The 23,835-nt window shown below is 60.0% G+C and carries 18 protein-coding genes; 7 read left to right on the plus strand and 11 right to left on the minus strand.

Annotated features, from left to right (window positions below; all coding sequences use genetic code 11):
* Positions 1 to 168 precede the first annotated feature (168 nt).
* The 5 genes from atpD (at position 169) to NZ585_00100 (ending at position 8,635) form a co-directional block, all read left to right on the plus strand.
* Positions 169 to 1,620, plus strand: a complete 1,452-nt coding sequence (gene atpD, locus NZ585_00080) for a F0F1 ATP synthase subunit beta (protein ID MCS7078434.1) — start codon at positions 169 to 171, stop codon at positions 1,618 to 1,620.
* Between the two features lie 69 nt (positions 1,621 to 1,689).
* Positions 1,690 to 2,727: an NAD-dependent epimerase/dehydratase family protein gene (locus tag NZ585_00085; GenBank protein MCS7078435.1), complete on the plus strand. Its 1,038-nt coding sequence runs from the start codon at positions 1,690 to 1,692 to the stop codon at positions 2,725 to 2,727.
* A 145-nt stretch (positions 2,728 to 2,872) separates the two neighbouring features.
* A complete protein-coding gene (locus tag NZ585_00090; protein MCS7078436.1) occupies positions 2,873 to 4,525 on the plus strand; it encodes an ATP-binding protein in 1,653 nt (550 codons plus the stop codon).
* 59 nt (positions 4,526 to 4,584) lie between these two features.
* Complete coding sequence (locus NZ585_00095; GenBank protein ID MCS7078437.1) at positions 4,585 to 6,294, plus strand: hypothetical protein; 1,710 nt, start codon at positions 4,585 to 4,587, stop codon at positions 6,292 to 6,294.
* A 247-nt stretch (positions 6,295 to 6,541) separates the two neighbouring features.
* A complete protein-coding gene (locus tag NZ585_00100; protein MCS7078438.1) occupies positions 6,542 to 8,635 on the plus strand; it encodes a transglycosylase SLT domain-containing protein in 2,094 nt (697 codons plus the stop codon).
* Between the two features lie 101 nt (positions 8,636 to 8,736).
* Here NZ585_00100 and uppP read toward each other — a convergent pair whose 3' ends face one another.
* Entirely contained in the window at positions 8,737 to 9,588 is an 852-nt protein-coding gene (uppP, locus tag NZ585_00105) for an undecaprenyl-diphosphatase UppP (protein MCS7078439.1), read from the minus strand.
* On the opposite strand from uppP, the gene NZ585_00110 reads away from it, so the two are divergent.
* The gene (locus NZ585_00110; GenBank protein MCS7078440.1) at positions 9,581 to 10,132 is read left to right on the plus strand and encodes a carboxypeptidase-like regulatory domain-containing protein; all 552 of its coding nucleotides are present in this window, start codon (positions 9,581 to 9,583) and stop codon (positions 10,130 to 10,132) included. The genes uppP and NZ585_00110 overlap by 8 nt on opposite strands.
* 52 nt (positions 10,133 to 10,184) lie before the next feature.
* Here the strand turns inward: NZ585_00110 and NZ585_00115 are convergent, their stop codons facing one another.
* The 10 genes from NZ585_00115 to NZ585_00160 all read right to left on the minus strand — a co-directional run bounded on the left by NZ585_00115 (position 10,185) and on the right by NZ585_00160 (position 21,219).
* Positions 10,185 to 13,523 carry a glycosyl hydrolase gene (locus NZ585_00115; protein MCS7078441.1) on the minus strand — a complete coding sequence of 1,113 codons (3,339 nt, stop codon included), beginning with the start codon at positions 13,521 to 13,523 and terminating at the stop codon, positions 10,185 to 10,187.
* Between the two features lie 262 nt (positions 13,524 to 13,785).
* Entirely contained in the window at positions 13,786 to 14,094 is a 309-nt protein-coding gene (locus NZ585_00120) for a DUF86 domain-containing protein (protein MCS7078442.1), read from the minus strand.
* On the minus strand, positions 14,084 to 14,395 hold the full coding sequence (locus NZ585_00125; protein ID MCS7078443.1) for a nucleotidyltransferase domain-containing protein: 312 nt from the start codon (positions 14,393 to 14,395) through the stop codon (positions 14,084 to 14,086). The genes NZ585_00120 and NZ585_00125 overlap by 11 nt, the downstream gene beginning before the upstream one ends.
* Positions 14,396 to 14,509: 114 nt before the next feature.
* Positions 14,510 to 15,439 (minus strand): Hsp33 family molecular chaperone HslO, encoded by a 930-nt coding sequence (gene hslO, locus NZ585_00130; GenBank protein MCS7078444.1) that lies wholly within the window; start codon positions 15,437 to 15,439, stop codon positions 14,510 to 14,512.
* 59 nt (positions 15,440 to 15,498) lie between these two features.
* On the minus strand, positions 15,499 to 17,070 hold the full coding sequence (gene rpoN, locus NZ585_00135) for an RNA polymerase factor sigma-54 (GenBank protein ID MCS7078445.1): 1,572 nt from the start codon (positions 17,068 to 17,070) through the stop codon (positions 15,499 to 15,501).
* An 18-nt stretch (positions 17,071 to 17,088) separates the two neighbouring features.
* A complete protein-coding gene (lptB, locus tag NZ585_00140; GenBank protein MCS7078446.1) occupies positions 17,089 to 17,874 on the minus strand; it encodes an LPS export ABC transporter ATP-binding protein in 786 nt (261 codons plus the stop codon).
* A 129-nt stretch (positions 17,875 to 18,003) separates the two neighbouring features.
* Positions 18,004 to 18,450, minus strand: a complete 447-nt coding sequence (locus tag NZ585_00145; protein ID MCS7078447.1) for a DMT family transporter — start codon at positions 18,448 to 18,450, stop codon at positions 18,004 to 18,006.
* A 40-nt stretch (positions 18,451 to 18,490) separates the two neighbouring features.
* Positions 18,491 to 19,426: a DUF808 domain-containing protein gene (locus NZ585_00150; GenBank protein ID MCS7078448.1), complete on the minus strand. Its 936-nt coding sequence runs from the start codon at positions 19,424 to 19,426 to the stop codon at positions 18,491 to 18,493.
* A 155-nt stretch (positions 19,427 to 19,581) separates the two neighbouring features.
* On the minus strand, positions 19,582 to 20,445 hold the full coding sequence (gene panC, locus NZ585_00155) for a pantoate--beta-alanine ligase (protein ID MCS7078449.1): 864 nt from the start codon (positions 20,443 to 20,445) through the stop codon (positions 19,582 to 19,584).
* 57 nt (positions 20,446 to 20,502) lie between these two features.
* Positions 20,503 to 21,219 carry an SDR family oxidoreductase gene (locus NZ585_00160; protein MCS7078450.1) on the minus strand — a complete coding sequence of 239 codons (717 nt, stop codon included), beginning with the start codon at positions 21,217 to 21,219 and terminating at the stop codon, positions 20,503 to 20,505.
* 80 nt (positions 21,220 to 21,299) lie between these two features.
* Between NZ585_00160 and NZ585_00165 the strand changes: the two genes are divergently transcribed.
* The gene (locus tag NZ585_00165; protein MCS7078451.1) at positions 21,300 to 23,723 is read left to right on the plus strand and encodes a PBP1A family penicillin-binding protein; all 2,424 of its coding nucleotides are present in this window, start codon (positions 21,300 to 21,302) and stop codon (positions 23,721 to 23,723) included.
* Positions 23,724 to 23,835 lie beyond the last annotated feature (112 nt).

Genomic DNA, 23,835 nt, shown 5'->3' on the forward strand with positions numbered 1-23,835 from the left:
GCCCAGATTGCAACTAGCTCCGTATTCATCTGCCGTAGGCGAGAAGGTGGTCTAAGTCGGTTGGTCAAGGCTCGTAGGCTGTGGTAGCGTCCCAACACGTTAGCCACGACTGATTATGTTCGGCTTCCCTTAGAAAAGCCGAGGTTTTTTGGAGGAAGAAGCACAACGATGAGCGCCCCTGCTCCCGCCCCAAGAACAGGGAAAGTGGTTCAAGTTATTGGTCCAGTGGTGGATGTCGCCTTTGGCGATGGGTATCTCCCGCCAATGTACCAAGCTCTCCGTATCGTTAGCGACGGGTTCGATGTACCCCAGCCGATCAACATTGTCGTTGAGGTTCAACGGCACATGGGCGATGGACTGGTACGAACAGTCGCCATGCAGCCGACAGAAGGACTGGTGCGAGGCATGAAGGTGTATGACCTTGGCACGCAGATTACCGTTCCAGTCGGCAAAGGTACACTCGGGCGGATCATGAATGTTCTCGGTGAGCCGGTGGATGAGCTAGGCCCCATCAAGCATGAAAAACGCTACCCGATCCACCGGCCGGCCCCGTCCTTCGAGCAGCAATCCACCGAGACTGAAATGCTTGAGACCGGCATCAAGGTCATTGACTTGATTCAGCCCTTCCTCAAAGGGGGGAAAATTGGTTTGTTTGGCGGCGCGGGCGTCGGCAAAACCGTGATGATCATGGAACTCATTAACAACGTCGCCATGGGGCACGGCGGCTACTCTGTCTTTGCTGGCGTCGGCGAGCGGACGCGCGAGGGCAACGACCTGTGGGTGGAGATGCAAGAAGGCGGCGTCATCCGCATGGACAACCTCGAAGAATCGAAGATTGCGCTGGTGTACGGCCAGATGACCGAGCCACCGGGCGCGCGGGCACGAGTGGCCCTGTCGGGATTGTCCGTTGCGGAGTACTTCCGCGATGAGATGAATCAGGACGTACTGTTCTTCGTGGACAACGTGTTTCGCTTCACGCAGGCCGGCTCGGAAGTGTCGGCGCTGCTGGGGCGCATGCCATCCGCCGTCGGTTACCAACCCACCCTCGCCACGGAAATGGGCGAAATGCAGGAGCGGATTACTTCGACCAAGACTGGCTCGATCACCTCTGTTCAAGCGATATACGTTCCGGCCGACGACCTGACCGACCCAGCGCCGGCGACCACCTTCGCGCATCTCGACGCCAAAACTGTGCTGTCGCGTCAGATCGCCGAGTTGGGGATTTTTCCGGCAGTAGACCCGCTGGATTCCACCTCGCGCATTCTCGACCCGCAAATCGTCGGACAAGAACACTACGAAGTCGCCGAGGGCGTCAAACGTACGCTGCAACGTTACAAGGAGCTCCAGGACATCATTGCTATTCTAGGCATTGACGAGCTCTCTGAAGAGGACAAGCTGACGGTGGCGCGCGCGCGCAAAATCCAGAAGTTTCTTTCCCAGCCTTTCCACGTCGCAGAGCAGTTTACGGGCCGCAAAGGCAAGTACGTCAAAGTGGCCGACACAATTCGGAGCTTCAAGGCGATTCTTGAAGGCAAGCACGACGACCTGCCGGAACAAGCGTTTTACATGTGTGGCGCAATTGAAGACGCCATCGAGAACGCTAAGAAAATGGCAGAGTAACGCGCGCAGCTAAACTTAGCGCCCGAACGCGCTCGCTGAAGCGACCGTTCGGGCGACAAACCGACGCCTATGGCTGGAAAAGCCTCCTCTGCACCCAGCAACCGTAAGCGGCTGTTGATTACCGGCATCGCTGGCGGTCTAGCCACCCAGTTGGCTTCAGCGATCCCGTTGGAGTGGGAGGTCGTCGGGATTGGGCGGCGTCCGCCGCAGCTTCCGATTCGGCGCGATATTACCTATCGCCAGCTTGATATTCGGAAAAAAGCGCTGGAAGACCTATTTCGCAACGAGCGCTTTGACGCGGTCATCCACTTGGCGGTCGCCAACGACGCGCGATTGCCGATGACCGTCCGCCATACCGTGAACGTCATCGCCACGATGCGCTTGCTGGCCTGTTGCGAACGGCAAGGCGTCCCCCAAGTCATCTTGCTTAGCAGTGCCGATGTTTACGGCGCCGACCCAACCAATCCGACCTTCCTGACTGAGGATTATCCACTCAAGGCTATCCAGCGGTACGCCGATATGGGCGATAAGGTTGAGTTTGACACCTACTGCCGGTCATGGATGCACCAAGTACGCTCAACAACGACGACCCTGCTTCGACCGTGCCACATCGTCGGGCCGCACGTACAAAATTTCCTCACCACGTACCTGCGGTTTGGCCTCGTGCCCGTTCCGTTCGGCTACGATCCGATGATCCAAGTCATTGATGAACGGGACATGGTGCAGGCGCTGCTGCTGACGCTAGAGAAAAAACATGGCGGGGTGTACAACGTCACTGGCCCTGGTGAATTACCGCTGTCCGTGGCAGTTCGTGAGGCGGGTGGGATCGCCGTTCCGGTGATTTACCAGTTGGCGGCCCCGCTGATGAAGCTGGGATGGGCGGTTGGGCTGTTGCCTTTCCCGACGCCGCAGTATGATTTTTTGATGTTCCCATGCGTGATTGACGGAAGCAAGTTCCGTGAAACGTTTGGGTTTAAGCCGCGCTTTTCGCTGCATAAGGCGTTGCGTTCTATTCGGCGGCGGCCAGCCGCCGCCGAAGTGGAGGAAAGCGAACCGACGCCGCGCCGCCGCCGAAGCCCCATCCGACCGCCGCTGACGGAATCCTGAGCGCGAACTTAGTTGTTCCGCGAATGCTTTGCGTTTCCGCACTGACAAGAGCATGGCGTAGCGGCTGTCGCCTGTGTTACATTGACAAACTACCCGCATCGGCTTCATCTGAAACGCCTGTCGCAGCAGCGTATTTTCCGTCGCTATGTTGGAAACGTCCATCCCCATCTATGCGACCCTTACCTACCTCGACAGCCAAGGGTTTCAGCGCACCGTGCGCATTAACCGCCCGGTGTTTAGCATCGGCCGCCTACGCACCAACGACCTCCAGATCAACAACTCCTATGTTTCGCGCCGGCACGCCGAAATCATTTATCGGGATGGGCGGTTCATTCTGCGCGACAACCAGAGTACAGGGGGCGTGTTGGTCAATGGCGAGCGGATTACCACGCACGTCCTTCAGTCCGGCGACCGATTTCAGCTTGGTGACGTCAACCCCGTTACGTTGCTTTTTGAGACGCACGCCATCTCGCCGGACAGCAGTGGCGCCGCCGCCGACGAGGAGCAACGCACCACTGACAAACTGACGACGGTCATCGCCAGTCCTCGTTCGCGCTTTCTCAACACAGCGCTGCTGGACAGCGCTGAAAACATCACCGATTTCACGCTCAATCGGCTCAAGGCGCTGAACGAGTTCAGCCGCAAAATGCTGACGGCGGGCAGCACACAGGCGTTACTGGAGTGTTTGCTGGACGCCGCGATGGAAACGCTGCCGGCGGAACGCGGGGCGATCCTTCTCCGCGACGCGGCGACTGGTGCGCTCGAAATGCGGTTTGTCCGCACACGGTCGGGAACAACGCAGGTTCAACCAAGCCTGACCATTGCCATGCAGGCGTTTGAGCAAAACGTCGCCATCCGCAGCTTTGACGCCTTGTCGGATACACGGTTTTCGTCCACGTCGAGTATCGTTCAGCAAGCCATCCATTCGGTGATGTGCGCCCCAATTAGTTCACCACGGCAGATTTGGGGGGTGTGCTACGTGGACAACCTGCTGGCGACCACCCAGTTCAGCGATGAGGAACTGGAATATTTTTTGGCGCTGACCCAGCAGGCTGGCTTTGTGATGGAAAACCTGCATCTGATTGAAGAGTTGCGGGCGACGCAGGAGCGTCTCATCAATCAAGAAAAACTGGCCACGCTGGGGCAGTTCGCCAGCGGCATCGCCCACGAGTTGAAAAACCAACTCTCGGCGCTGACAGCGGCCGAGATCCTGATGAGCGACGCCGAGGATCAGCGTCAGCGCCAGTTGATCCAGCTCATCCTCAACGCCCAGCAGCGCATGGTGGCGATGGTCAACGAGATTCGGGACTTTGCCCGGCCGGAGCCGAAAGTCTATGAAAAGACCGTGCAGCCGCTTGTCCCGATTGTTGAAGAAGCACTCAACTTTGCCCGTTACGACCCACTGGTGAGGGTTTGTCGCACCAGCTTCAAAGCGGACGGCAACCCCTACGTCAGCCTCAATCGTGACAAAATCATGCAGGTTCTCCTCAATTTGCTGCGCAATGGCGCACAGGCGATGCGAGACCGGCCTGGTGAACTCACTGTACGGGTTGACGAAGTGGATGGAAGTGCGAGAATCACCGTATCGGACACCGGCTGCGGCATTGCGCCGGAAAACCTGCAACGTATCTGGGAGCCTTTCTTCACGACCAAAGGTAGTGAAGGGACTGGACTTGGGCTAGGTATCTGTCGCCGGATCATTGAAGGCCATGACGGCGACATTACCTGCCAGAGCACGCTCGGTCAGGGCACAACGTTTACAATTCACTTGCCACTCGCTCCGCAGCCTTCCGCCTAGTGGTGGAAGGCTGCGCCAACCGAAAAATTCAGGCATTTCATTGCGTGGAGAACAAACCCGTGTCGTACGAACATCTCAAGGCAAGCTGGCGCGCGGAAGTTGAGGCGATTGTGCGGGCGGAACTTAGTAAGCTGGAAGCTGAAATCGCCCGCATGCATCACCAAGTCGAGCAAGCGTTCACTCAGTTGTTGTCCCAATCGGCGGCGCGACTGGCGGCGGTCAGCCATGATTCAGCCATCGCCGACTTCACAGACCGTGCGCTGACGCATCTTGCGGCTCTGACCACGGCGCCGCCGACGCCGACTGAAGTCGCTCGGCCGCTGCCTGAGGCGGCGCCAACCGCCCCGACGGTGGACCTCCAAACACTGTACCACTACCTTGTCGAACTTCAGAGCCAGCCGACCCAGGCCGAAGTGCTCAACTTACTTGTAACCCGCGCGCTGGAGTACGCCCCGCGCGCGGCGCTGTTCGTCGTCAAAACAGGCGGTATGGTCGCTTGGGCCGAACGCGGCTTTGAAGCTTCCGGTGTCTCTCTGCGTGGAATGACGCTGTCGCTTCAGGCGCAAACCACGCTCAGAGCCGCCATTGACCGCCAGATAGCCGTTCTGGACAGCCCCTACGCCTATGCTGAGAACCAACTCCTGCTTGACCGGCTGGGCAGCGTCCCGGCGGCGATAGGCAGCATTCCACTGCTCGTACGTGGCAAGGTGGCGGCTCTGCTCTACATTGACACGGGCGACCAACCAGTGACGCGCATCGCCCTACCGCCGCTTCAGATTTTGGTCAACACCGCCGGTCTGACGGTGGAGTTGATCAACGCACGTAATCGTTTGGTGACTACGGCTGCGCCAGCCGTAGACCGCACAACTCAGGCGGCGCCAGCGGTTTCCCCGGAGACGCCGCCCGCCGCCGTGGAAGCACCGTCGCGTAGCGAGGCAGTGCATGCGACGCCGAGCGTCGCCCCAACCGATGAAGTGCCGGTGGCCACGGCCGTTGCGCCAGTGGTCCAGCCCACAGAAGAAGCGCCACCGGCGGCGGAGGTAGTGACGCCTGAAACCGACCGGTTGAAAACGCAGCTCATTGATGGAGCCTATCCCTCACCAGAGCCTGAGGCAACTGCCGCTAAGGACAGCCGAGCGGTTGCCGAGTCGCCGCCAGAGCCGACCTTTGAGCCACAGCCGCTCCCGCCAGTCGTTCCGCCTGGGCCGACCATTCAGGAACCAGAACCAACCACTTCGGTGGGATTGACGGCGACACCCACAGCGTATTCAGCACCCAGTCCAACACCGACCTTTGAGGTCGTCACACCACCTGCGTCAGCGCCACCGAACGTTGCGGAGCCAGCGCCAGCAGAGACAGCCTCTCCAAGCAACGGGTTTACCATCCAACCGTTGACCCCATCCCAAGGCGGCCCGGCTGTGACGCCGCGCCCTGAGGCGGCAGCGATGCCTCCTGGCCCGCCGAAACCGACTACCGAAGAGGAAGCCAAGGCGCACAACGACGCCCGGCGCTTTGCCCGCCTACTGGTGTCGGAAATCAAGCTCTACAACGAAGCGAAAGTCGCTGAAGGACGCCTCAACCACGATCTCTACGACCGCTTGAAGGAAGACATAGACCGTTCGCGGCAAATGTACGATAAGCGGGTCAGCCCGATTGTGGCGGCTAAGTTCGATTATTTCTACGATGAATTGGTTTCGTTGCTGGCGGAAGGCGACAAATCGCGGCTTGGTGCGGATTGCCCCGGCCCGGTGCTGTTGCAGCCTGAGTAAGCTTACCTTCCAAGTTGGCTGGTCAAGTGGACGAGCCCTGCGCTCGTCCACTTTTTTTCCAACCAAGTCCGTCGCGATGAAAGCGTTGTCATTTGCGTGGTTGCGTCGGCGGCCCAAACCACGTCAAGTGCGCTTTGCACTTGGTTTAGGAGTTTCGCTGCTTGCCGCCGGCTTACTCCTCGGCGGCATCTTTATAACACGCCACTGCCTACACGCAGCTCCACCGTCAGAGGAAAAAACTGAGGCATTGAGCGCGCTCCGCCAAGCCGTTGTCCGCGCCGGCAACCAACCGTCGGATAGTGTGTTAGCCGAATTTGAGCGCCGCTACCCAAACTCCGAAGTCGCTGCGCTAGCTCGGCTTCGGCGCGGTTATGACAGCTACCAGGCGCGCAACTATGCGACCGCCGTCGCTTTGCTCGATACGCCGGTGATCGCTGATTGGAGTCGGTTGGGCGACTATGGGCTGTACTATCTTGGCAAGGCGCAATTCGATAGCGGCAAGTTTGAAGCGGCGCAGAACACCTTGACGCGACTCACTGTGCGGTATCCGCAATCGCCTTTAGTCCGTGAAGCGACGCTTCAGGCCGCCCGCGCCGCCGCCGTCCGGCGTGACGTGGCGGCGGTGGAACGGGTTCTCAAGCCGTTGCTGGACGCAGGCGACGGCAACGCGCTGGCGATTTTGACGCTCACCTACCACGACGCCGGACGCCTCGACGACGCCCGCCGCATCTGGCGGCGCATCATTACGGAAGCGCCCGACAGCCTGAGTCAGGATGAGGTGCAAAACGCCCGGCAGGCGCTGTTTCCTAACCCGGTTGCGGCGGCGATGGCGGCGCGCGTCACCGACGCTCCCGGACTACGCCTCCGCGCTTACCGCCTGTATGAGGCCAAGCAGTACGCCGCTGCGGTCGATGACTTTACCCAGTTGGCGACGCTTGACCCGGCGGCGCTCCAGAACGATGAAGCGCGCTTCCGGTACGGCGTTAGCCTGTACTTTGCTCAAAAATTCGCCGCCGCCGCCGTTCAACTCGCGGCGGTGAGCGACCAAAACAAAGAGCGGCACGCCGAAGCTCTGTTTTATCTGGCGGAAGCTGTGCGACGCAGCGGCGGCGCAAACTACCCCGCGACCGTCGAGCGGCTTCTCGCGCTGTACCCAACGTCGCCGCGCGCCGGCGAAGCGCTTGAAAACCTTGCTCGCTGGGCTGAAAAGCACGGCGACGCAAGCTACTACGACCGACTGGTCCGGCAGTACCCAGAACGGAAAGCCGGACAACAGTGGCATTTCAAGCGGGCTTGGGCGTTGCACCAACAGGGGGCGTACGCCGTCGCCGTGCCGCTGCTCCTTGAACACGTCGCGCTTTTCCCCTTCTCGGACAACAAGGGACGGGCGGCCTACTGGGCGGCGCGAGACCTTGAGCGCGTTGGGCGCAGTTCAGAAGCAAGGTTGCTGTACGAAGCGATTGTCCGTCGCTACCGCTACAACCACTATGGGCAGCAGGCGGCAGAGCGCCTTCAGCGTTTGCGTGCCGTGCCGGCGGCCCAACTGACGGCGGAGCATCCGGTGATGCGCGCCGTCGCCGGGTTGCCGCCCGCTCGTCCGTCGGTTGAGACCATTGGCTCAGAAGGCGTGGTGTGGTTGGAGCGAGCTTCCCAACTGCGCATCATCGGTTTGATGGAGTTGTCGTTGAATGAACTGGAGGCCGCGCGCCGAACGGCTCCAACCTCCCCTAAAGTCGCACTGGAGATTGCCCGCGTTTACCGCGACCTTGGCCAGCCGCACCAAGCGGCGCAGGCCCTGCAGCGTGCGCACCCTGATTATGCGGCTTACCAAGGTGACGAAATCAGCCGTGAGGAGTGGGAAATTTTGTATCCACTGCGTGAATGGGAAACCATCCAGCGGGAAGCAAAGGCGCACGGCCTCGACCCATTCATTGTCGCCGGATTAATTCGTCAGGAATCCATTTTTGATCCCAACGCCCGCTCCCCCGCCAATGCCATTGGCCTGATGCAGCTTTTGCCTTCGACGGGGCGACTGGTCGCCAACAAAAAGGGCGTTGGCCCCATCACCACCGAGCAACTCTACAACCCGCAGCTCAATATCGTACTAGGCGTAAGCTACCTTGCCGAGATGCGCCGCCGGTTTGGGCGGTATGAGTACGCCTTTGCAGCGTACAACGCCGGACCCGGACGAGTCATCAACTGGCTCAAAACGCTGCCGACCGAGGAACTGGATGTGTGGATTGACGCGATTCCGATTACCGAGACGCGGCTTTACGTCCTAGGCGTGATACGCAATGCGGCGCACTACCGGCGGCTGTACGGAAGCAACGGGCGAGATTGATGCGTCAATTGATGCACATCAGCTCCCAGTCGCGGCTGAACGCTTCACTGGCGGGGACAACGCCCTGTTACGTTGAGCGCCTCACCCCATTTTCAAGCGCACTACACTGGCGACAGGCGATTTGTCGCCAGAAGCGCTAGTAGGCATCCACCAAGAATGAGCCGATAAGCCACAAACACAAACATGCTGTGTGTTTTAAGGAAGAAAAGCAAAAAGGCGATGGCGGCGTAACCCGTGATCCCAGAGACCAGCGTGGCGACGGCCGTCGCCGCCAGCATTGAGGGATCGAAATCCTTGACTTCCCGGACAAACTGCAACACGCCTGCCCCCGTCAGTGCTGGAACGCACAGCAGAAATGAAAAGCGAGCGGCGGTTGCGCGCTCCAATCCGAGCAGCAACCCGGCGGTGATGGTTGTCCCGGAACGGGACGCCCCAGGAATAAGCGCCAACGCTTGTCCAAAGCCGATAACGAGCGCGTGAACCCACGTTAGGTCCTCCAATTTCAAACGCCGCGAGCCGAACAGTTCCGCCGCCGTCAACACCAACGCCAGCCCAATCAAAGCACTGGCAATGACATAAAGGTTTTTGGTCAACGTGCCTTCAATGACCTTCTTGAAGGCGAAACCAAGCACGATCACCGGCGTTGAGCCGACAATGATCAACCATCCTAGACGCGCTGGTGCGCTAAGCGTTCCCCTACCTTGAAGCCAAGCGAGATGGTCTGTCAGAAAACCACGCGCAATAGCCCACAGGTCAGGGAAAAAGTAGATGATCAACGCCGCCACAGTGCCTAACTGAATGAACGCAACAAAGCCAGTGAGTTGCTCCGGCGTCAGTTTTTGGTCAAGCTGAAGCAGCTTGCTAACAAGGATCAGGTGTGCCGTGCTGCTGATAGGCAAAAACTCGGTCAGCCCCTGAACGATGCCGAGAAGGATGGCTTGCAAGATGGACATTGAGGTCTCCGCCAAACTTCGTAGAGGATGTTCGGCGCGTCCACCGGTGACGAACGCCTGGCAGGGGATGCTACTGCACGGTGCAACGCGAAGCACGCGCTTTTCAGCCGTTTGGTTGGCGCTCTTCTGGCTGCTAGTCACTGGCTGTGCGCCTTCAACTGGACAAAGCCCCTGCTGCGGTAAGCTGCGGGTCAACGTCCGCACCGAGAGCGCCCACAAAGCGGACGAGCGTCCGGTCGCCGACGTTCGAGTTGAGCTTTACCCGATGCAGCCCGGTCCGGGGTTGGCGTTTGAAACCGACCGGCGAGGTTTCGGCGCACACATCGGCGTCCCCGTGGGAACTTACCGCGTCCGCTTCACGCACCCCGACTTCATGCCTGTCGAAGTCACCGACGTCGTGATTCACACTTGGCCCGCCGTCGAACTGAACGTCCATCTGCCGCCGCGCATCGCCGATTATCCAAACATCATCCGGCGGGTACGCCACCGGCCGCCCTTGATTGATACAGAGGGTGGCTCAATCCGGTACGTGATTCGCAACTAACGGCTCTCGTCCGCGCAAGCAGCGTCCACCGCATCCTCAAAATGGGCCACCCTTACCGTTCGGGCCACGTTGGAAAACGCCCCGGCGTGTGGGGCGCGCCCAGCGCCTCTAGGTTTTTTTCGACGCGGCCGAGATCATCGGCAATTGTGCGCAGATCATTCAACGCCTCGCGCAGACCCTCGGCGACGATAGCGTATTGTGTCTCATGGGTCTGTGTCGGTCGCGCCAGCGTGTTGCTCCGTTCGGATACGATGTCCGCCAACCGTTCGGCCAGTCCCGGAGGCGTATTCTCGTTGCGCGCCTGAAGCGCCCGGTCGCCGCGCAGCCGCACCAGCAGAGCGTTCATGCGCTGCGTCAGCGCCGTCGTTTCGTCCAGCAGTTTGGCGTCGGCGGCAGGCGTCTCCAGAACGGCCTTTTTGACGGCGGCCAGCCGCGTCTGAAGCTCCTGCGCGGTTTCGAGCGCCCCGTGCATCGTCCGCTGCGCAGTCAGCAGCCGCCGGTGAAAATCCTCGAAGGCGCGTACGTCCTCGGCTGCGCGCTCGTCGAGAAAGCGCACCTGAAAGGTTTGCGGCGTTCCGAGTTGGGTCGTCACGCCGTCGGCGCGTTGGTAAAGCGTCATCGTGTACGTCCCCGGCGTGACAAACCAGCCGACCGGCTGCCGCGCGAAGGGATTCTCTTCGTCACGAGGCGGCGGTAGTTGCGGCGCCGGCGTACGAAGGTCCCACGCCACGCGGTTGAAGCCGGCCGCCTGCGGCGCTGTCAGCCGGCGGACAACGTTGCCCTTGTCGTCTATAACAACGACAAATGTTAGCGGTGCTTCTTCTTCGGCCTCGGCGCGCAGTTCGTCGCGGGTCGGGTAGGGCGCGTCGCCCTTCTTCTCAGCCTCCTGACGGCGTTCCTTCTTAGTTTTCGGCGCTTCCTTCAAGTAGTAGGTCAGAACGGCCCCAAACGGTGGATTGTCCGCAACGTAGAATGCGTCGCCTTGAAAACCGCGCCTGCTGCCGCCCAGCGGTTCGGCTTCGACGTACAGCCAAGCGTCGCGCACCGGAAAGGTTTGCGCCGCCTGCTGGAGTTGTTCCTCGGTGATGGTGCGCAGGGCGCGGTAGTCATCCAAGACGTAGAGACCACGCCCAAATGTCGCAACAACCAGATCATGTTCGCGCGTCTGGATGGCAATGTCGCAGACGGCGATGGTGGGAAGTCCGCCCTTGAGCTGCACCCAGCGCCTGCCGCCGTTCGGCGTGAAAAACAACCCGAATTCCGTTCCGGCAAACAGCAGGTTTGGATTGACCGGGTCTTCAGCGATGACCTTGACCGAGCCGCGCTCCGGCAGATCGCCGACGCAGGGCGTCCACGTCCGCCCCAGATCGGACGACTTGAGTGCGTAGGGTTTGAAGTCGCCGTTTTTGTGGTTGTCAAAGGCGACATAGACCACATCGGCGTTATGCTTGGACGGCACAATCCGGCTGACGAAAGTACGTTCGGGGATGCCAGGGAAGGTTTCGATTTTGCGCCAGTTCGCGCCGCCGTCTTCCGAAATCCATACCAGACCGTCGTCCGTACCAACAAAGAGCAAGCCTTCGCGCTTAGGCGATTCGGCGATGGTCGTGATGTTGCCGTAAAACGACGTTGAGGCGTGCTTGGCCACAGCGTCAGGTCCCCAGACCTTGCCGAAGACGGGCAACTTGTCACGGTCGAGTTGCCGGGTGAGGTCGCCGCTAACCGCCCGCCATGAATCCCCCCGGTCATCGCTGCGGAACAACCGGTTAGCGGCAAAGTACAGGCGTTTGGGATCGTGTGGACTGATGATGAAGGGGGAATCCCAGTTCCAGCGCAGCGGCGGTTCGTCCTTGCCGATTTTGGGCTGGATGCCGACACGCTCGCCGGTGCGCCGGTTGAAACGAAACAGGTTGCCGTACTGATACTCGCAATAGACAGTGTTGGGATCGGTTGGGTCTACGCGAACGTGAAAACCGTCGCCGCCGACGGTCACAAACCAGTCGGCGTTGGTTATGCCGTGAGTGTTGCGTGTTCGGGAAGGGCCGCCCAGCGTGTTGTTGTCCTGCGTCCCGCCATAGACGAAGTAAAACGGCTCGCTGTTGTCCACAGTCACGTCGTAAAACTGCGTCACCGGCAGGTTGGCGTGAAACCGCCACGACCGGCCGCGGTCGAAGCTTTCATACACGCCGCCGTCGCAGCCGACGAGGTAGTAATCGGGGTCGGACGGGTCAATCCACATGGCGTGATAATCCACGTGGACATGGCGCATGCCCGGCATCGGCGACAGTGTTTTGCCGCCGTCGTCGGAAACCATCAGGGAGACGTTCAGGACGTACACTCGATCCACATTGCGCGGGTCGGCGACAATCGTACTGAAGTACATCGCCGTCTGGTCGAAGGAATTGCGACGCTCCCAAGTTTCGCCGCCGTCCAACGAGCGAAATACACCCCCTTTCCCATCGGCGGCTTCCACGCAGGCATAAACAACGTCCGGGTTGGCCGGTGAAATGGCTAGACCGATCCGGCCCAAATCCACGCTCGGAAGGCCATTTGTCACTTTGCGCCACGTTTTACCGCCGTCCGTCGTTTTGTAGATGGCGCTTTCAGGACCGCCGTCAATAAGCGTCCAGACATGCCGCCGCCGCTGGTATGCCGCCGCCAGCATCACGTCGGGGTTGCGTGGGTCCATCACCACCTCGGTCACGCCGGTGTCGGGGCTGATGTCGAGAATGCGCTGCCAAGTTTGACCGCCGTCCGTCGTTTTGTAGAGGCCACGGTCGCCGCCCGACCGCCAGAGCGGCCCCTGCGCGGCGACATAGACCGTTTCAGAATTGCGCGGGTCAACGAGGATGCGAGCGATGTGTTCAGATTCCTTCAACCCGACGTTGCGCCACGTCCGTCCGTCATCGTCGGAACGATAGACACCGTCGCCATAGGCGACGCTGCGCTGCGAGTTGTTTTCTCCGGTCCCAACCCAAATGCGGAAGGGATGTTTGGGGTCTATTGTCACCGCGCCGATGGAAAAAGACGGCTGGTTGTCGAACACAGGCGTCCAAGTTGTCCCAGCATTTGTCGTTTTCCAGACACCGCCGGAAGCAACGCCGACGAAGTACCGCCGCCGGTTGCGCGGGTCCACCGCCAGCGACGAGATGCGGCCGGACGCGACTGCCGGCCCCAACGAACGGAACTTTAGTCCGGTGAAGGTGCTTTCCTTGAGGAGCGATTCGTCTTTTTTCGGGTCTTTGGCGTCCGACGCGCTGGCTTGGGGTTTCTTGGGTTCGGCTTTCGGGCGCGCGGTTTGCGCCGACGCGGTGAACATCAGACAGGCGGATAGCGCCAGCACGGCGGCCAGCCGCCGCGCCGGAGGCGTTGCAAGCGACATACGCAACATAGGTGAGGCGTCGGTGTGGTGTTGTTGCGGGGAGTGACACGCATGTTTCGTTCAATAAGCCAAGGGGCGTGTGAAAGCAACATCGTCTTGGGGTTGCGTTATTCCGCCTGCATCCGCACGCGCCGGAAAGCTTTCCGAACTTGTTTTTTGAGAAACTGCCACGCTTTACGGCGTGGCGCGTAGCGTCGAGCCGCCATGCGGGAAAGCGGATTCTTCGCTCTTCTGTGCCGTTATGGTTCTTCCGGCGGTATCAACGGCTCAATCAGGGAATTAGCGTAGGTACATCTTCTTGCACAATCTGCCACATTTTGACCAAGTCGAGGTGAAAGTAGTCATGAGCAATCCGGTGGCGCAAAGCTATGATTTGTGGCCAAGAAATTTCGGGATGTGCCGCTTTTGTCTCATCCGATACCTTGCGCGCGGCTTCCCCAATGTTCTCCAGCGCCTTCGCAATCGCATGTTGATGCAGGGAACTCTGCTGAAATCCCTCCCAAGTCAGCCCCATACTGAACTGGAGAACCTCTTTCGCAGCAATCAACATGTCGAGGAGATAGGCGGCGTCACGCCACATAGATCGGCTCCAAGTGGCTCAGAATGTGTTTTCGGCGGATGTAGTTTTTGCTCTGCTCGACCAGCCGCCGCTCGACTAAATCCACTTTGCGACCAAATAAAGTTTCCAGCTCACGGGTCATCTCCAGCCATTGTGGAAACGTCCATTGAACGTCCGGCTCAAATGTCACCAAAATATCCACATCACTGTCTGGTCGAAAATCCTCACGCAATGCAGAGCCAAAAATTGCCAACTCTACAATGCGCCGGCGGCGGCAAAAGTCAGAAATGGCATCACGGGGTAGTTCGACGGATAGCGGCATCCTATCCCTCCACTCAATCGCATCCGCCATGGGCTGAAAATTATCACAGGAAAAGAACCTAACGATCAAGGGCGGCAAGGGACGTAGCCTTCCTCTTTAGAAAGCGGCCAAATCCTACGAGGTTTTACCCGATGTTTCAGCGTCAATCAGACGTTGCAGATCGGCGGCCGAAAGCCGATAAACCGCATTGCAGTAGTGGCAGGTCAGTTCCGCCTGCCCCTGTTCGGCCAGAATCGCCTGCATTTCCTCCACGCCCAACGCCGTCAACAACCGCTCCGTACGCTCAACCGAACAGGTACAGACAAAACTCAGCGGTCGCTCCAAAAGCGGACGCCAATCCAAATCTCCTAGCGCCTGTCGGATTAAGTCTTCCGGCGTCGCCCCCGCCCGCACCATATCGGTAATCGGCGGTGCGGCTGCAACCGTTTGCTCAAGGCGCTCGATGACGGCTTCATCAGCGCCCGGGAGTACCTGCACCAGAAAACCGCCGGCCGCGCCGACCACTCCATCGCCAGCTTCCATATAGACGCCTAGGCTCATCGCCGAGGGAATCTGCTCGGAATAGGACAGGTAGTACGTCAAATCCTCGGCGATTTCGCCTGAGACGAGCGGGACGGAGCCGCGGTAAGCCTCCATTAGCCCAATCTCGAAGCCGCCTTCGCGGATGACGTGCAGCACGCCCTTACCAACGGCCGCGCCGACGTTCAGCTTGCCGTCAGGTCGCAGCGGCACATCCGTCTTGGGATGCTGGATATAGCCACGGACCCCCCCCTGCGCATTGGCTTCCGCCGTAATCGTCCCAACAGGGCCGCGCCCTTCGATGCACACCGTCACCCGTTCGCTCGTCTTGAGCGAACTGGCCAGCAGCGCCGCGCCGGTCAAGGCGCGCCCCAGCGCCACTGTCGCCGTCTTCCATGAACCATGCCGACGGCAAGCTTCCTGAACAAGATGGGTGGTCGTGGCAGCGACAACCCGCACCATGTCGCCAGCGGCGACGGCTTGCAACAAACGGTCGGGCGTCGAAGCGGGAGAGGCATGGCTCATAACAACAATATCCTTGTAAGGCAAAGTGGAACTGAAAAAGCCGGTCAGGCGCTGCGCCTCTAGCTCAGGACGGTGCGGCGTTCCCGTGAACCGGGAATATGCATCTGGCTGCGGTATTTCGCCACCGTCCGCCGCGAAAGCCTCTGACCTTCCCGCGCCAGAATGCGGGCGATTTCGTCGTCCGTGAGCGGTTCACGCGGGTCTTCTTCGGCGATGAGCTTCTTGATACGTAGCTTGATGATGTCGGTGGACACCGCTTCGCCGTCGTCGTTGGTCAACCCCTCGGTAAAAAACCGTCGGAGTTCGATGATGCCTAGCGGTGTCTGGACGTACTTGCCGTTGACGACGCGGCTGACCGTCGAAAGATGAAGCCCGACCTGCTCGGCGATGTCCTTGAGCATCATCGGTTTGATGTGCGCCGGGCCGTAGTCGAGAAAGTCGCGTTGCCGGGCGACGATAGCCTCACAAATTCGGTAGATTGTCCGCCGGCGGTAGTCAATGTTGCGTATCAGGTCAACGGCGGCACGCAGCCGATCGCGGATGAACTCACGCTCCTCGCGTGAAGCGTTCGGGTTTTCCAAAATCCGGCGGTACTTGGCGTTGATGCGCAGTTGCGGTAGCCCGTCATCGTTGAACCGAATCACATACTCATCGCCGACTTTCTCAATGAAAATCTCCGGCTGAATGAGCTGTGCGCCGTTGAGCAACCCTTCACCGATGCGCGCAAACCGGCGACCGGGAAAAGGTTCGAGCTGACGAATCAGGGCGACCTCCTCAGCAATTGTCTGGCAACTTACACCAAGCGACTTCGCCAAGTCAGGCCACCGAAAAGGCGCGAGACGATCCAAGTGGTCGCGCACCAACTGCGCCGCCAACCGTTCGCTCCATCCCTGCTGTTCGAGCTGGACGAGAAAACACTCCCGCACATCGTAGGAAGCGCAGCCGACAGGATCCAGCCGCTGGACGGCGCGGCGGGCGACTTCGACGACTTCCAGCGTCCATCCGCCGATGGCGGCAATTTCCTCGCAGCTGTCTGCTAGAAAGCCGCGTTCATCGAGGCTGGCGGCGACAGCCTCCGCCGCCGCCCGCACATCCTCAGGCAGATGCAGTAGGGCGATTTGCGCTTGTAGGTGTTCGTAAAGCGTCGGTTGGTGCCTGAGCCGATTTTCCAGCGTGTACTCCTCACGCTCCTCGTACTCACCGAGCGTCCGGTAGCCCGGATCAAGGTAGTGGTCAAATGTCGCCCCGAAGTCTATTTCGGCGAAGGGGTCGGCGGCCTCTGTCGGTCCGGCATCATCTTCGGCGGCTTCGTCGGGCGTCGAAGACATCGCTTCCTGCTCGTCACCTCCGGCCACTTCGGCTTCAGAGGGCACCTCACCGTCCATCAACCCAACATCACCATCGCTGGTGGCTTCCGGCGTTAGGTCGTCCGTGACGGTCAAGCCTTCGGCCGGCTCGTACGGATCAACCTCTTCGAGGATTGGGTTTTCAGCGATTTCCTGCGTCGTCAGCTCAACAAGCTCCGTCAGCGTCAGGCTGAGCATCTCGATGCGCTGTCGCATCTGGGGCGTGAGCACCAAACCGAGACGCTGTTCCGTTCGGGGCGCAAGTTGTGGACGCAGGTTCATCATGCCGCCAGCACCAAAACGTTAGAGCCGAAAATGTTCACCGAGATATACCCGCCGCACATCCTGATCGGAAGCGAGTTCATCCGGCCGGCCAGCGCGAAAGATACGGCCTTCACTGATGATGTAAGCCCGGTCCGTAATGGCGAGTGTTTCCCGTACGTTGTGGTCGGTAATCAGCACGCCGATGCCTTTTTTCCGTAACCGCGCCACGATGCCTTGAATTTCGATAACGGCTTTGGGGTCAATACCAGCGAATGGTTCATCCAACAGAATGAACTTCGGCTCAATGGCCAAGCAGCGGGCGATTTCCGTCCGCCGGCGCTCGCCGCCCGAAACCGCATACCCCATCGTACGGCGGACGTGGGCAATGTCCAGTTCGTTCAGCAGGGTTTCTAGTCGCGTTTGACGTTCGGTTGACGGCAGATTAAGCGTCTCAAGGATAGCAAGAATGTTGTTTTCGACCGTCAGCTTCCGAAAGATCGAAGCTTCCTGTGGCAAATAGCCAATGCCGAGACGCGCCCGCTGGTAAATCGGCAGCGCGGTAATGTCCTCGTCGTTGAGGGTGATGATGCCAGCGTCAGGGGTCTCAAGACCGACAATCATTGAGAACGTCGTGGTCTTACCGGCTCCGTTTGGTCCGAGTAATCCGACGACCTCACCACGCCGGATGGTGAGACTGACGTCAGAAACAACCTCCCGCCCTCGATAGGCTTTGCGCAGGCGGTGGGCGCGGAGGGTCTCAACGGCTTCAAGCGGCGCAGCGCCGTCGGCGGCACCGACAACCTGCAAACGAGCGACGTTCTTCATCCGGCGTTGCAAACTGACCTATGGCTTTTGTGAACTGGCGGCTGCGTAACGGCCGCCGACAAGCAGCGCGCTGCAGAATGTAGTGAGAACGGCCGCCAAAACGCAACAGGCGGCAAAAAGGACACGCCTTTAACGCTGGATGAGCCATACGGCGACCAACAGGAGCGCCGCCCCCAGCAGGCGCGACCACGTCAACGCTTGCTGCGGCACGCCCAACCAGCCGTAGTGATCTAACACCAGCGCGCCGATGAGTTGGCCGGTGATAATTGCCGCCGAGTAACCGGCCGCGCCGATCTTTGGTACGGCCAGAATCGCCATTGTGACAAACACGGCACCTAACGCGCCGCCGACCCACGTCCACCACGGTGCCGCAGCGGCGGCGCGTAGATCGCCTGCTTGTCCCGCCCAGGCCATTGTCGAAGCCAGCATCACCAACAGACTTGTACCAACGGCGAAGCTGATCAACGCGCTGTAAATCGGATTGACCACAAACGTCCGTAGCTTGGCGTTCACTGCCGCCTGTACGGGCAGCATCATGCCGGTTAACAAAACCACCGTAACCCATCCCAGCTTCATCGTCTTCAACGCTCCCCCAGCGTTCACTGAAGCGAGCTACCTAGGCTGATGGGTGGACGCGACCGGCGACCCACTTACCAACCAACACCGCGAGCAACGCCAACGCGCCGACAAGCACGCCAACCACGCCGTCCCCGACCGGCACCACCAACCAGGCCAGCGCGCGTCCCACGGCCGGGATGGTCTCCACTGTGTGTTCCACTGCTTCCACCCAGTGGTGAACCACCGGCAGACCATGAACGATGATCCCGCCGCCCACTAGAAACATCGCAGCGGTTCCGGCAATGGACAAAAAGCGCATCAAGTATGGCGCCAGTCCAACCAACCCGCGTCCAATCGCGCCCGGAACGCCGGTGTAGCGGCGACTCAAGTACAGCCCAACATCGTCCAGCTTCACAATCCCGGCGACCAAGCCGTAAACGCCGACTGTCATCAGGACGGCAACCGTGGTCAATACGCCGACCTGTGTGCTGAACGGCTTAGCGGCGACTGTACCGAGCGCAATCACGATAATTTCCGCCGACAGAATGAAATCCGTCCGAATCGCTCCGGCGATCTTCTCGCGTTCGGCGTCAGGCGCTCTCATGCTGGCCGCATCGGTTGGAGTCTCTTTCGAACGGCGGTGCTCCGCCTCACCGGCATGCAAAAACTTGTGAACCAGCTTTTCAACGCCTTCAAAGCACAAAAATGCGCCGCCCACCATCAGCAGCGGGATCACTAGGCGGGGGAGGAACGCGCTGATCGCCAATGCGCTGGGAACAAGGATGGCCTTGTTAAGCGCCGAGCCTTTGGCTACCGCCCAGACGACCGACAATTCGCGGTCGGTACGCACGCCGGTCAGTTGCTGGGCATTGAGCGCCAAATCATCGCCGACGACACCCGCTGTCTTCTTGGCGGCGACCTTGGTCATCACAGACACATCATCTAGAACGGAGGCAATATCATCGAGCAGGAGCAACAAACTGCCGCCGGGCATGGCTGAAAACCTCGTAGGGAATGCAGGCGCTTCCGGAATGTAAACCGCTCTTGGCTTTGGCCTTTATGCTTCGCCCGACGATAGCATGCCAGCGACGGAAACCATGCACGGTCTGGAGCAGGGTTGTGCTCGACTTGGCTCAGGCGAGGCTGCAACTACTCTGCGCCGCCGCTCAGAATGATGTTGTCGGTCAGCCGAACGTGGCCGACGTACGCCGCCAACGCCAACAGGCAATCCGCGTCGTCGGGGACGGCCGGCAGCGGATTAAGGTTGTCTAAGTCCACGAGCGCGACATACTCCGGGCGCACCAGCGGCTCTGTCGCCAGCACCTGCCGCACCGCGTCAAGCAGGGTTGCGGCGTCGCGGACGCCTTCGCGCTCAACCAGTGCTTGCGCTTGCTGCAGACTGCGGTAGAGCACCGGCGCGGCGCGGCGCTCCGCCGGATTCAACATCGCATTCCGCGAAGAAATCACTAGGCCGTCAGGGCCGCGCACTGTCGGACAGATGACGACTTCGGTATCCATTGAAAGATCGCGCACCATCCGCCGAATGATGATGGACTGCTGAGCGTCTTTCTGTCCGACCAGCGTAAAGTGTGGTTGGACGATGTTGATGAGTTTGTTGATGATGGTTGTCACGCCACGGAAGTAGTTGGGCTGTTTGGCTCCGCACAACCGACAATCCAGAACGTCGGTCGTGACGTACGTGAGAAAATCTTCCGGGTAAATCTCATCCACGCTTGGCGCAAACAGCACATCCACGCCTTTATTGGCGACGAGTTCGGCGTCCCGCGCTAGGTCGCGCGTCGGCACTTCAAACTCATCGCCGCTCTGAAAGTGAATCGGGTTGAAGAAAATCGAGACCACCACCACGTCGGCGATGATTTGGGCGCGGCGAATGAGGCTGGCATGCCCTTCGTGCAGGGCGCTCATCGTGGGGATAAGCGCCAGCTTTTTGCCGTCGCGTTTGAGGCGCGGGGCCAACATACGCATGCGGGGAATCCGTGTAACGATTTCCATCGCTCCGATTCAAACCGGCGGAGCAGACACGCCCCGCCGGCGCACTTGACTGGCGGTTTACATCTGATGACTTTCCGGTTGCAGCACCAGCTCGTTCAAAACGCCGTTGCCGGTGTGAGAGGCGGCGAACAGAATGGCCCGCGCCGCCTCTTCCACCGACAACATTTTGTCGCGCTGGACGCGCATGCCAATCGTATCCCAGAATGGCGAATCCACACCGCCGAAATGCAACAGCGTAAAGCGAACGCCGCTGCGTTTCAAATCGAGCGCCATGGCGCGTGTCATGCCGGTCACAGCGAACTTTGAGGCGCAGTACCCGGCCGCTTGCATCATCACCGCTCGCCCCAAAATCCCCGGAATGTTGATGACGATCCCGCCGCCGGTTTTCGCCATCTCCGCCGCCGCCAGTTGGGTAACGGTAAATACGCCGCGCACATTGACCGCCAACATACGGTCAAGATCGTCCTCGGTCAACTCCGGGAACGGCTTGAGAATGCCGATGCCGGCGGCGTTGACGACCACGTCAATGCGCCCCAGTTCAGTGACGGTTGCAGCGACGAAGGCTGCGACTTGCTCCCGGCGTGTCACATCCGTCGGGACGGCGACCACGCGCCGCCCAAGTGCACGAGTTTCGGCGGCGACGGCATTGAGGTCGGCCGCCGTTCGTGAGGCAAGCGCCACGTCGGCGCCGTGACGCGCAAAAGCAAGGGCGGCGGCGCGCCCGATACCCCGACCGCCGCCCGTGATGAGAACCACCTTTCCGGTAAAATCCATGGACAAAACTCCTAACAAAAGAGACGAAGGCTTGGACGGGTGACGCTCGGCAAGGTTGCACAACACGGTACGGTGGCCTCATGACAGGAAACAACTTGGCCTTCAAGAACGATCCACGGGTTTTTCGCCGAAAGCGTTGGTGGCAACGCCTTGTCACGCCGCGCCGCGTCTTTTTCTTGGCGCTGGCGCTGCTGCCGGTCGTCGGCGTTTTGATTTACTACTACGTGGTGTTCTCGACAATGATTGATGAAAAGCTGCGGGGCGAGGTGTTTGTCCGGGCGAGCGGCATCTACGCAGCACCGGCGCGGGTTGTCAAAGGCGGACCGTTCGGCAAGGCACAAATCCTCGACTACCTTGCGCGCGCGGGCTATACCGCCCAACCGAAGGCTAGCAACCCAACGCGCGGCTCTTACCGGCTTGACGGCAATCGTCTCGAAATTACGCCTAGCGCCGACGCCCAACGGATGGGATGGAGCTTTCCCGCCGTCCAGATTCGTTTCAACGGCAACACGCCGGTCGCCATTACCGAACTTTCCAGCAAGCAATCGCTTAACGAGTGCCTGCTCGAGCCGCCGTTGCTTACTGCGCTCAATCAGGAACGCGAAAAGCGGAAGATTGTCGAGTTCAACGATCTGCCCAAAACGCTCGTCAACGCGATTGTCGCCGTTGAGGATAGGCGCTTTTTCGACCATCGCGGCGTAGACATTCGGGGTCTTGCGCGCGCCATTTACCGCAATTTCCTTGAGCGCGACGGCGGGTTGCAGGGCGGCTCAACGATTACGCAGCAACTGGTCAAAAACTTTTTCCTGACGCCGGAGCGAACATTAAGTCGCAAGCTCAAGGAAGCTTATATCGCCATCATTCTCGAAACGCGCCTAACCAAGCAGCAGATTTTCCAGATGTATTGCAATGAAATCTACCTTGGGCAGGATGGCAGCTATTCCATCAACGGCGTTGGGGAAGCGGCGCGTTTTTATTTCATGAAGGATGTCGCCAATCTCACGCTTCCGGAGGCGGCTTTTCTGGCGGGCGTCATTCGCGGACCCGGCTACTACTCACCGTTCAAGCATCCCGACCGTGCGCTGGAACGGCGCAACAAGGTGCTTGGGGACATGCTGGAGGTCGGCTTTATTACGCAGGCGGAGTACGAAAAAGCCAAGGTTGCCCCGCTTGGGGTAGCGCCGCGTCGTGCGGGCAGCAACGCCGATGCACCCTATTACTTGGATTATCTGCAAACCGTTCTTGCCGACCGCAAACTGGAGCGGGTGCTGTCCGACCCGGCGGCGCGCATTTACACCACGCTTGATCTGAACCTTCAGCAGGCGGCGGTCGAGGCGGTTCAAAAAGGCATGGCGAGCTTGGTCAAAAAACCGGCGCCCGGTTTGGATGCGGCGCTTGTGGCGCTTGACGCGCGGACCGGCGACATTTTGGCAATGGTGGGTGGACGGGACTACTCCCGCTCGCAGCTCAATCGCGTCACGGACGCTCGTCGGCAGCCCGGTTCGGTTTTCAAGCCGTTCGTCTACACGGCGGCGATTGAGGAAAAAGTCGTCACGCCGTCGTCGTTGTTCAAGGACGAAAAGCGGACATTTACGTACGGCGACGGCCAAACCTACAGTCCCGACAACTTCGGGCAGGCGTACAGCAACCAGTACGTCACTGTTCGCACCGCCCTGACCAAATCGCTGAACGTCGTCGCGGTAAGCGTTGCAGAAGCGGTCGGCTACGACCGTGTGGCGCAGATGGCGGAACGGTTTGGGTTGCCGCGCCCGGACGCCTATCCAAGTTTGGCGCTCGGCGTGAAGGAGGCGACGCCGCTGGAGATCGCCCGCGCCTATACGGTGTTTCCCAATCGCGGCATGCGCGTCGAACCACGGGCGCTGACGCTCGTTGTGGACGGCAAGGGCGAGTTAGTGGACAAGATTGAGCCGCAGATGAAACCGGTGGTGTCGCCGGATGTGGCGGCGGTGATGACACACCTGCTGCGCGGACCGGTGGAACGCGGCACAGCCGCCAAGGCCAACGGTCTGACGAAGGCACTAGCCGGCAAAACTGGGACAAGCCGCGACGGGTGGTTCGCCGGTTTTACGCCGCATCTGGTGTGTGTGGTGTACGTCGGCTACGACGACAACCGCCAACTTGGTATGACAGGAGGGAGTTCGGCGCTGCCGATTTTCATCAACTTCATGCGTGCGGCGCTTAAGTTTCGGCCCGACCTGGCCGGCGACGCTTTCCCAGACGCCGACGGCGTAGAAAAAGTTGTCGTCGATCTGCAGACCGGCCTGCTGCCGTCGCCGTCCTGTCAGGGTGAAACGATCGAGGAGTGGTTCTTAGCGGGGACGGCGCCGCAAAAGGACTGTACGCAAGTCGGCGTCAGCAATATTGGTTCGCCGGGGATGGTCGCTGATCCTGACATCAAGCCGCCGATACCCGAACTGCCGCCTTTGCCGGAACCGTCACTGCCCCATACGCCGCTTGCGCCGCCTGCAAGCTTACGTGATTAGTGCGACTGCGAGCAGCTTTCCAATCCTCTATTGGCGTGGTAGCGGCGTTTCGCCGCTTCCGGCAGGCAACTTCACTACATCTCTAGGGCCGCCGCTAGCTTGCACTAAGGGC

The organism is Chloracidobacterium sp. (assembly GCA_025057975.1).
Lineage (GTDB): Bacteria > Acidobacteriota > Blastocatellia > Chloracidobacteriales > Chloracidobacteriaceae > Chloracidobacterium.

Bases quoted from the DNA above. Each gene is read 5' to 3' on its own strand.
- NZ585_00115 (MCS7078441.1), bottom strand. From the start codon at position 13,523: ATGTTGCGTATGTCGCTTGCAACGCCTCCGGCGCGGCGGCTGGCCGCC.
- panC (MCS7078449.1), bottom strand. From the start codon at position 20,445: ATGGAAATCGTTACACGGATTCCCCGCATGCGTATGTTGGCCCCGCGC.
- NZ585_00085 (MCS7078435.1), top strand. From the start codon at position 1,690: ATGGCTGGAAAAGCCTCCTCTGCACCCAGCAACCGTAAGCGGCTGTTG.
- lptB (MCS7078446.1), bottom strand. From the start codon at position 17,874: ATGAAGAACGTCGCTCGTTTGCAGGTTGTCGGTGCCGCCGACGGCGCT.
- atpD (MCS7078434.1), top strand. From the start codon at position 169: ATGAGCGCCCCTGCTCCCGCCCCAAGAACAGGGAAAGTGGTTCAAGTT.
- rpoN (MCS7078445.1), bottom strand. From the start codon at position 17,070: ATGATGAACCTGCGTCCACAACTTGCGCCCCGAACGGAACAGCGTCTC.
- NZ585_00160 (MCS7078450.1), bottom strand. From the start codon at position 21,219: ATGGATTTTACCGGAAAGGTGGTTCTCATCACGGGCGGCGGTCGGGGT.
- hslO (MCS7078444.1), bottom strand. From the start codon at position 15,439: ATGAGCCATGCCTCTCCCGCTTCGACGCCCGACCGTTTGTTGCAAGCC.
- uppP (MCS7078439.1), bottom strand. From the start codon at position 9,588: ATGTCCATCTTGCAAGCCATCCTTCTCGGCATCGTTCAGGGGCTGACC.
- NZ585_00145 (MCS7078447.1), bottom strand. From the start codon at position 18,450: ATGAAGCTGGGATGGGTTACGGTGGTTTTGTTAACCGGCATGATGCTG.
- NZ585_00150 (MCS7078448.1), bottom strand. From the start codon at position 19,426: ATGCCCGGCGGCAGTTTGTTGCTCCTGCTCGATGATATTGCCTCCGTT.
- NZ585_00110 (MCS7078440.1), top strand. From the start codon at position 9,581: ATGGACATTGAGGTCTCCGCCAAACTTCGTAGAGGATGTTCGGCGCGT.
- NZ585_00120 (MCS7078442.1), bottom strand. From the start codon at position 14,094: ATGTGGCGTGACGCCGCCTATCTCCTCGACATGTTGATTGCTGCGAAA.
- NZ585_00125 (MCS7078443.1), bottom strand. From the start codon at position 14,395: ATGCCGCTATCCGTCGAACTACCCCGTGATGCCATTTCTGACTTTTGC.
- NZ585_00090 (MCS7078436.1), top strand. From the start codon at position 2,873: ATGTTGGAAACGTCCATCCCCATCTATGCGACCCTTACCTACCTCGAC.
- NZ585_00165 (MCS7078451.1), top strand. From the start codon at position 21,300: ATGACAGGAAACAACTTGGCCTTCAAGAACGATCCACGGGTTTTTCGC.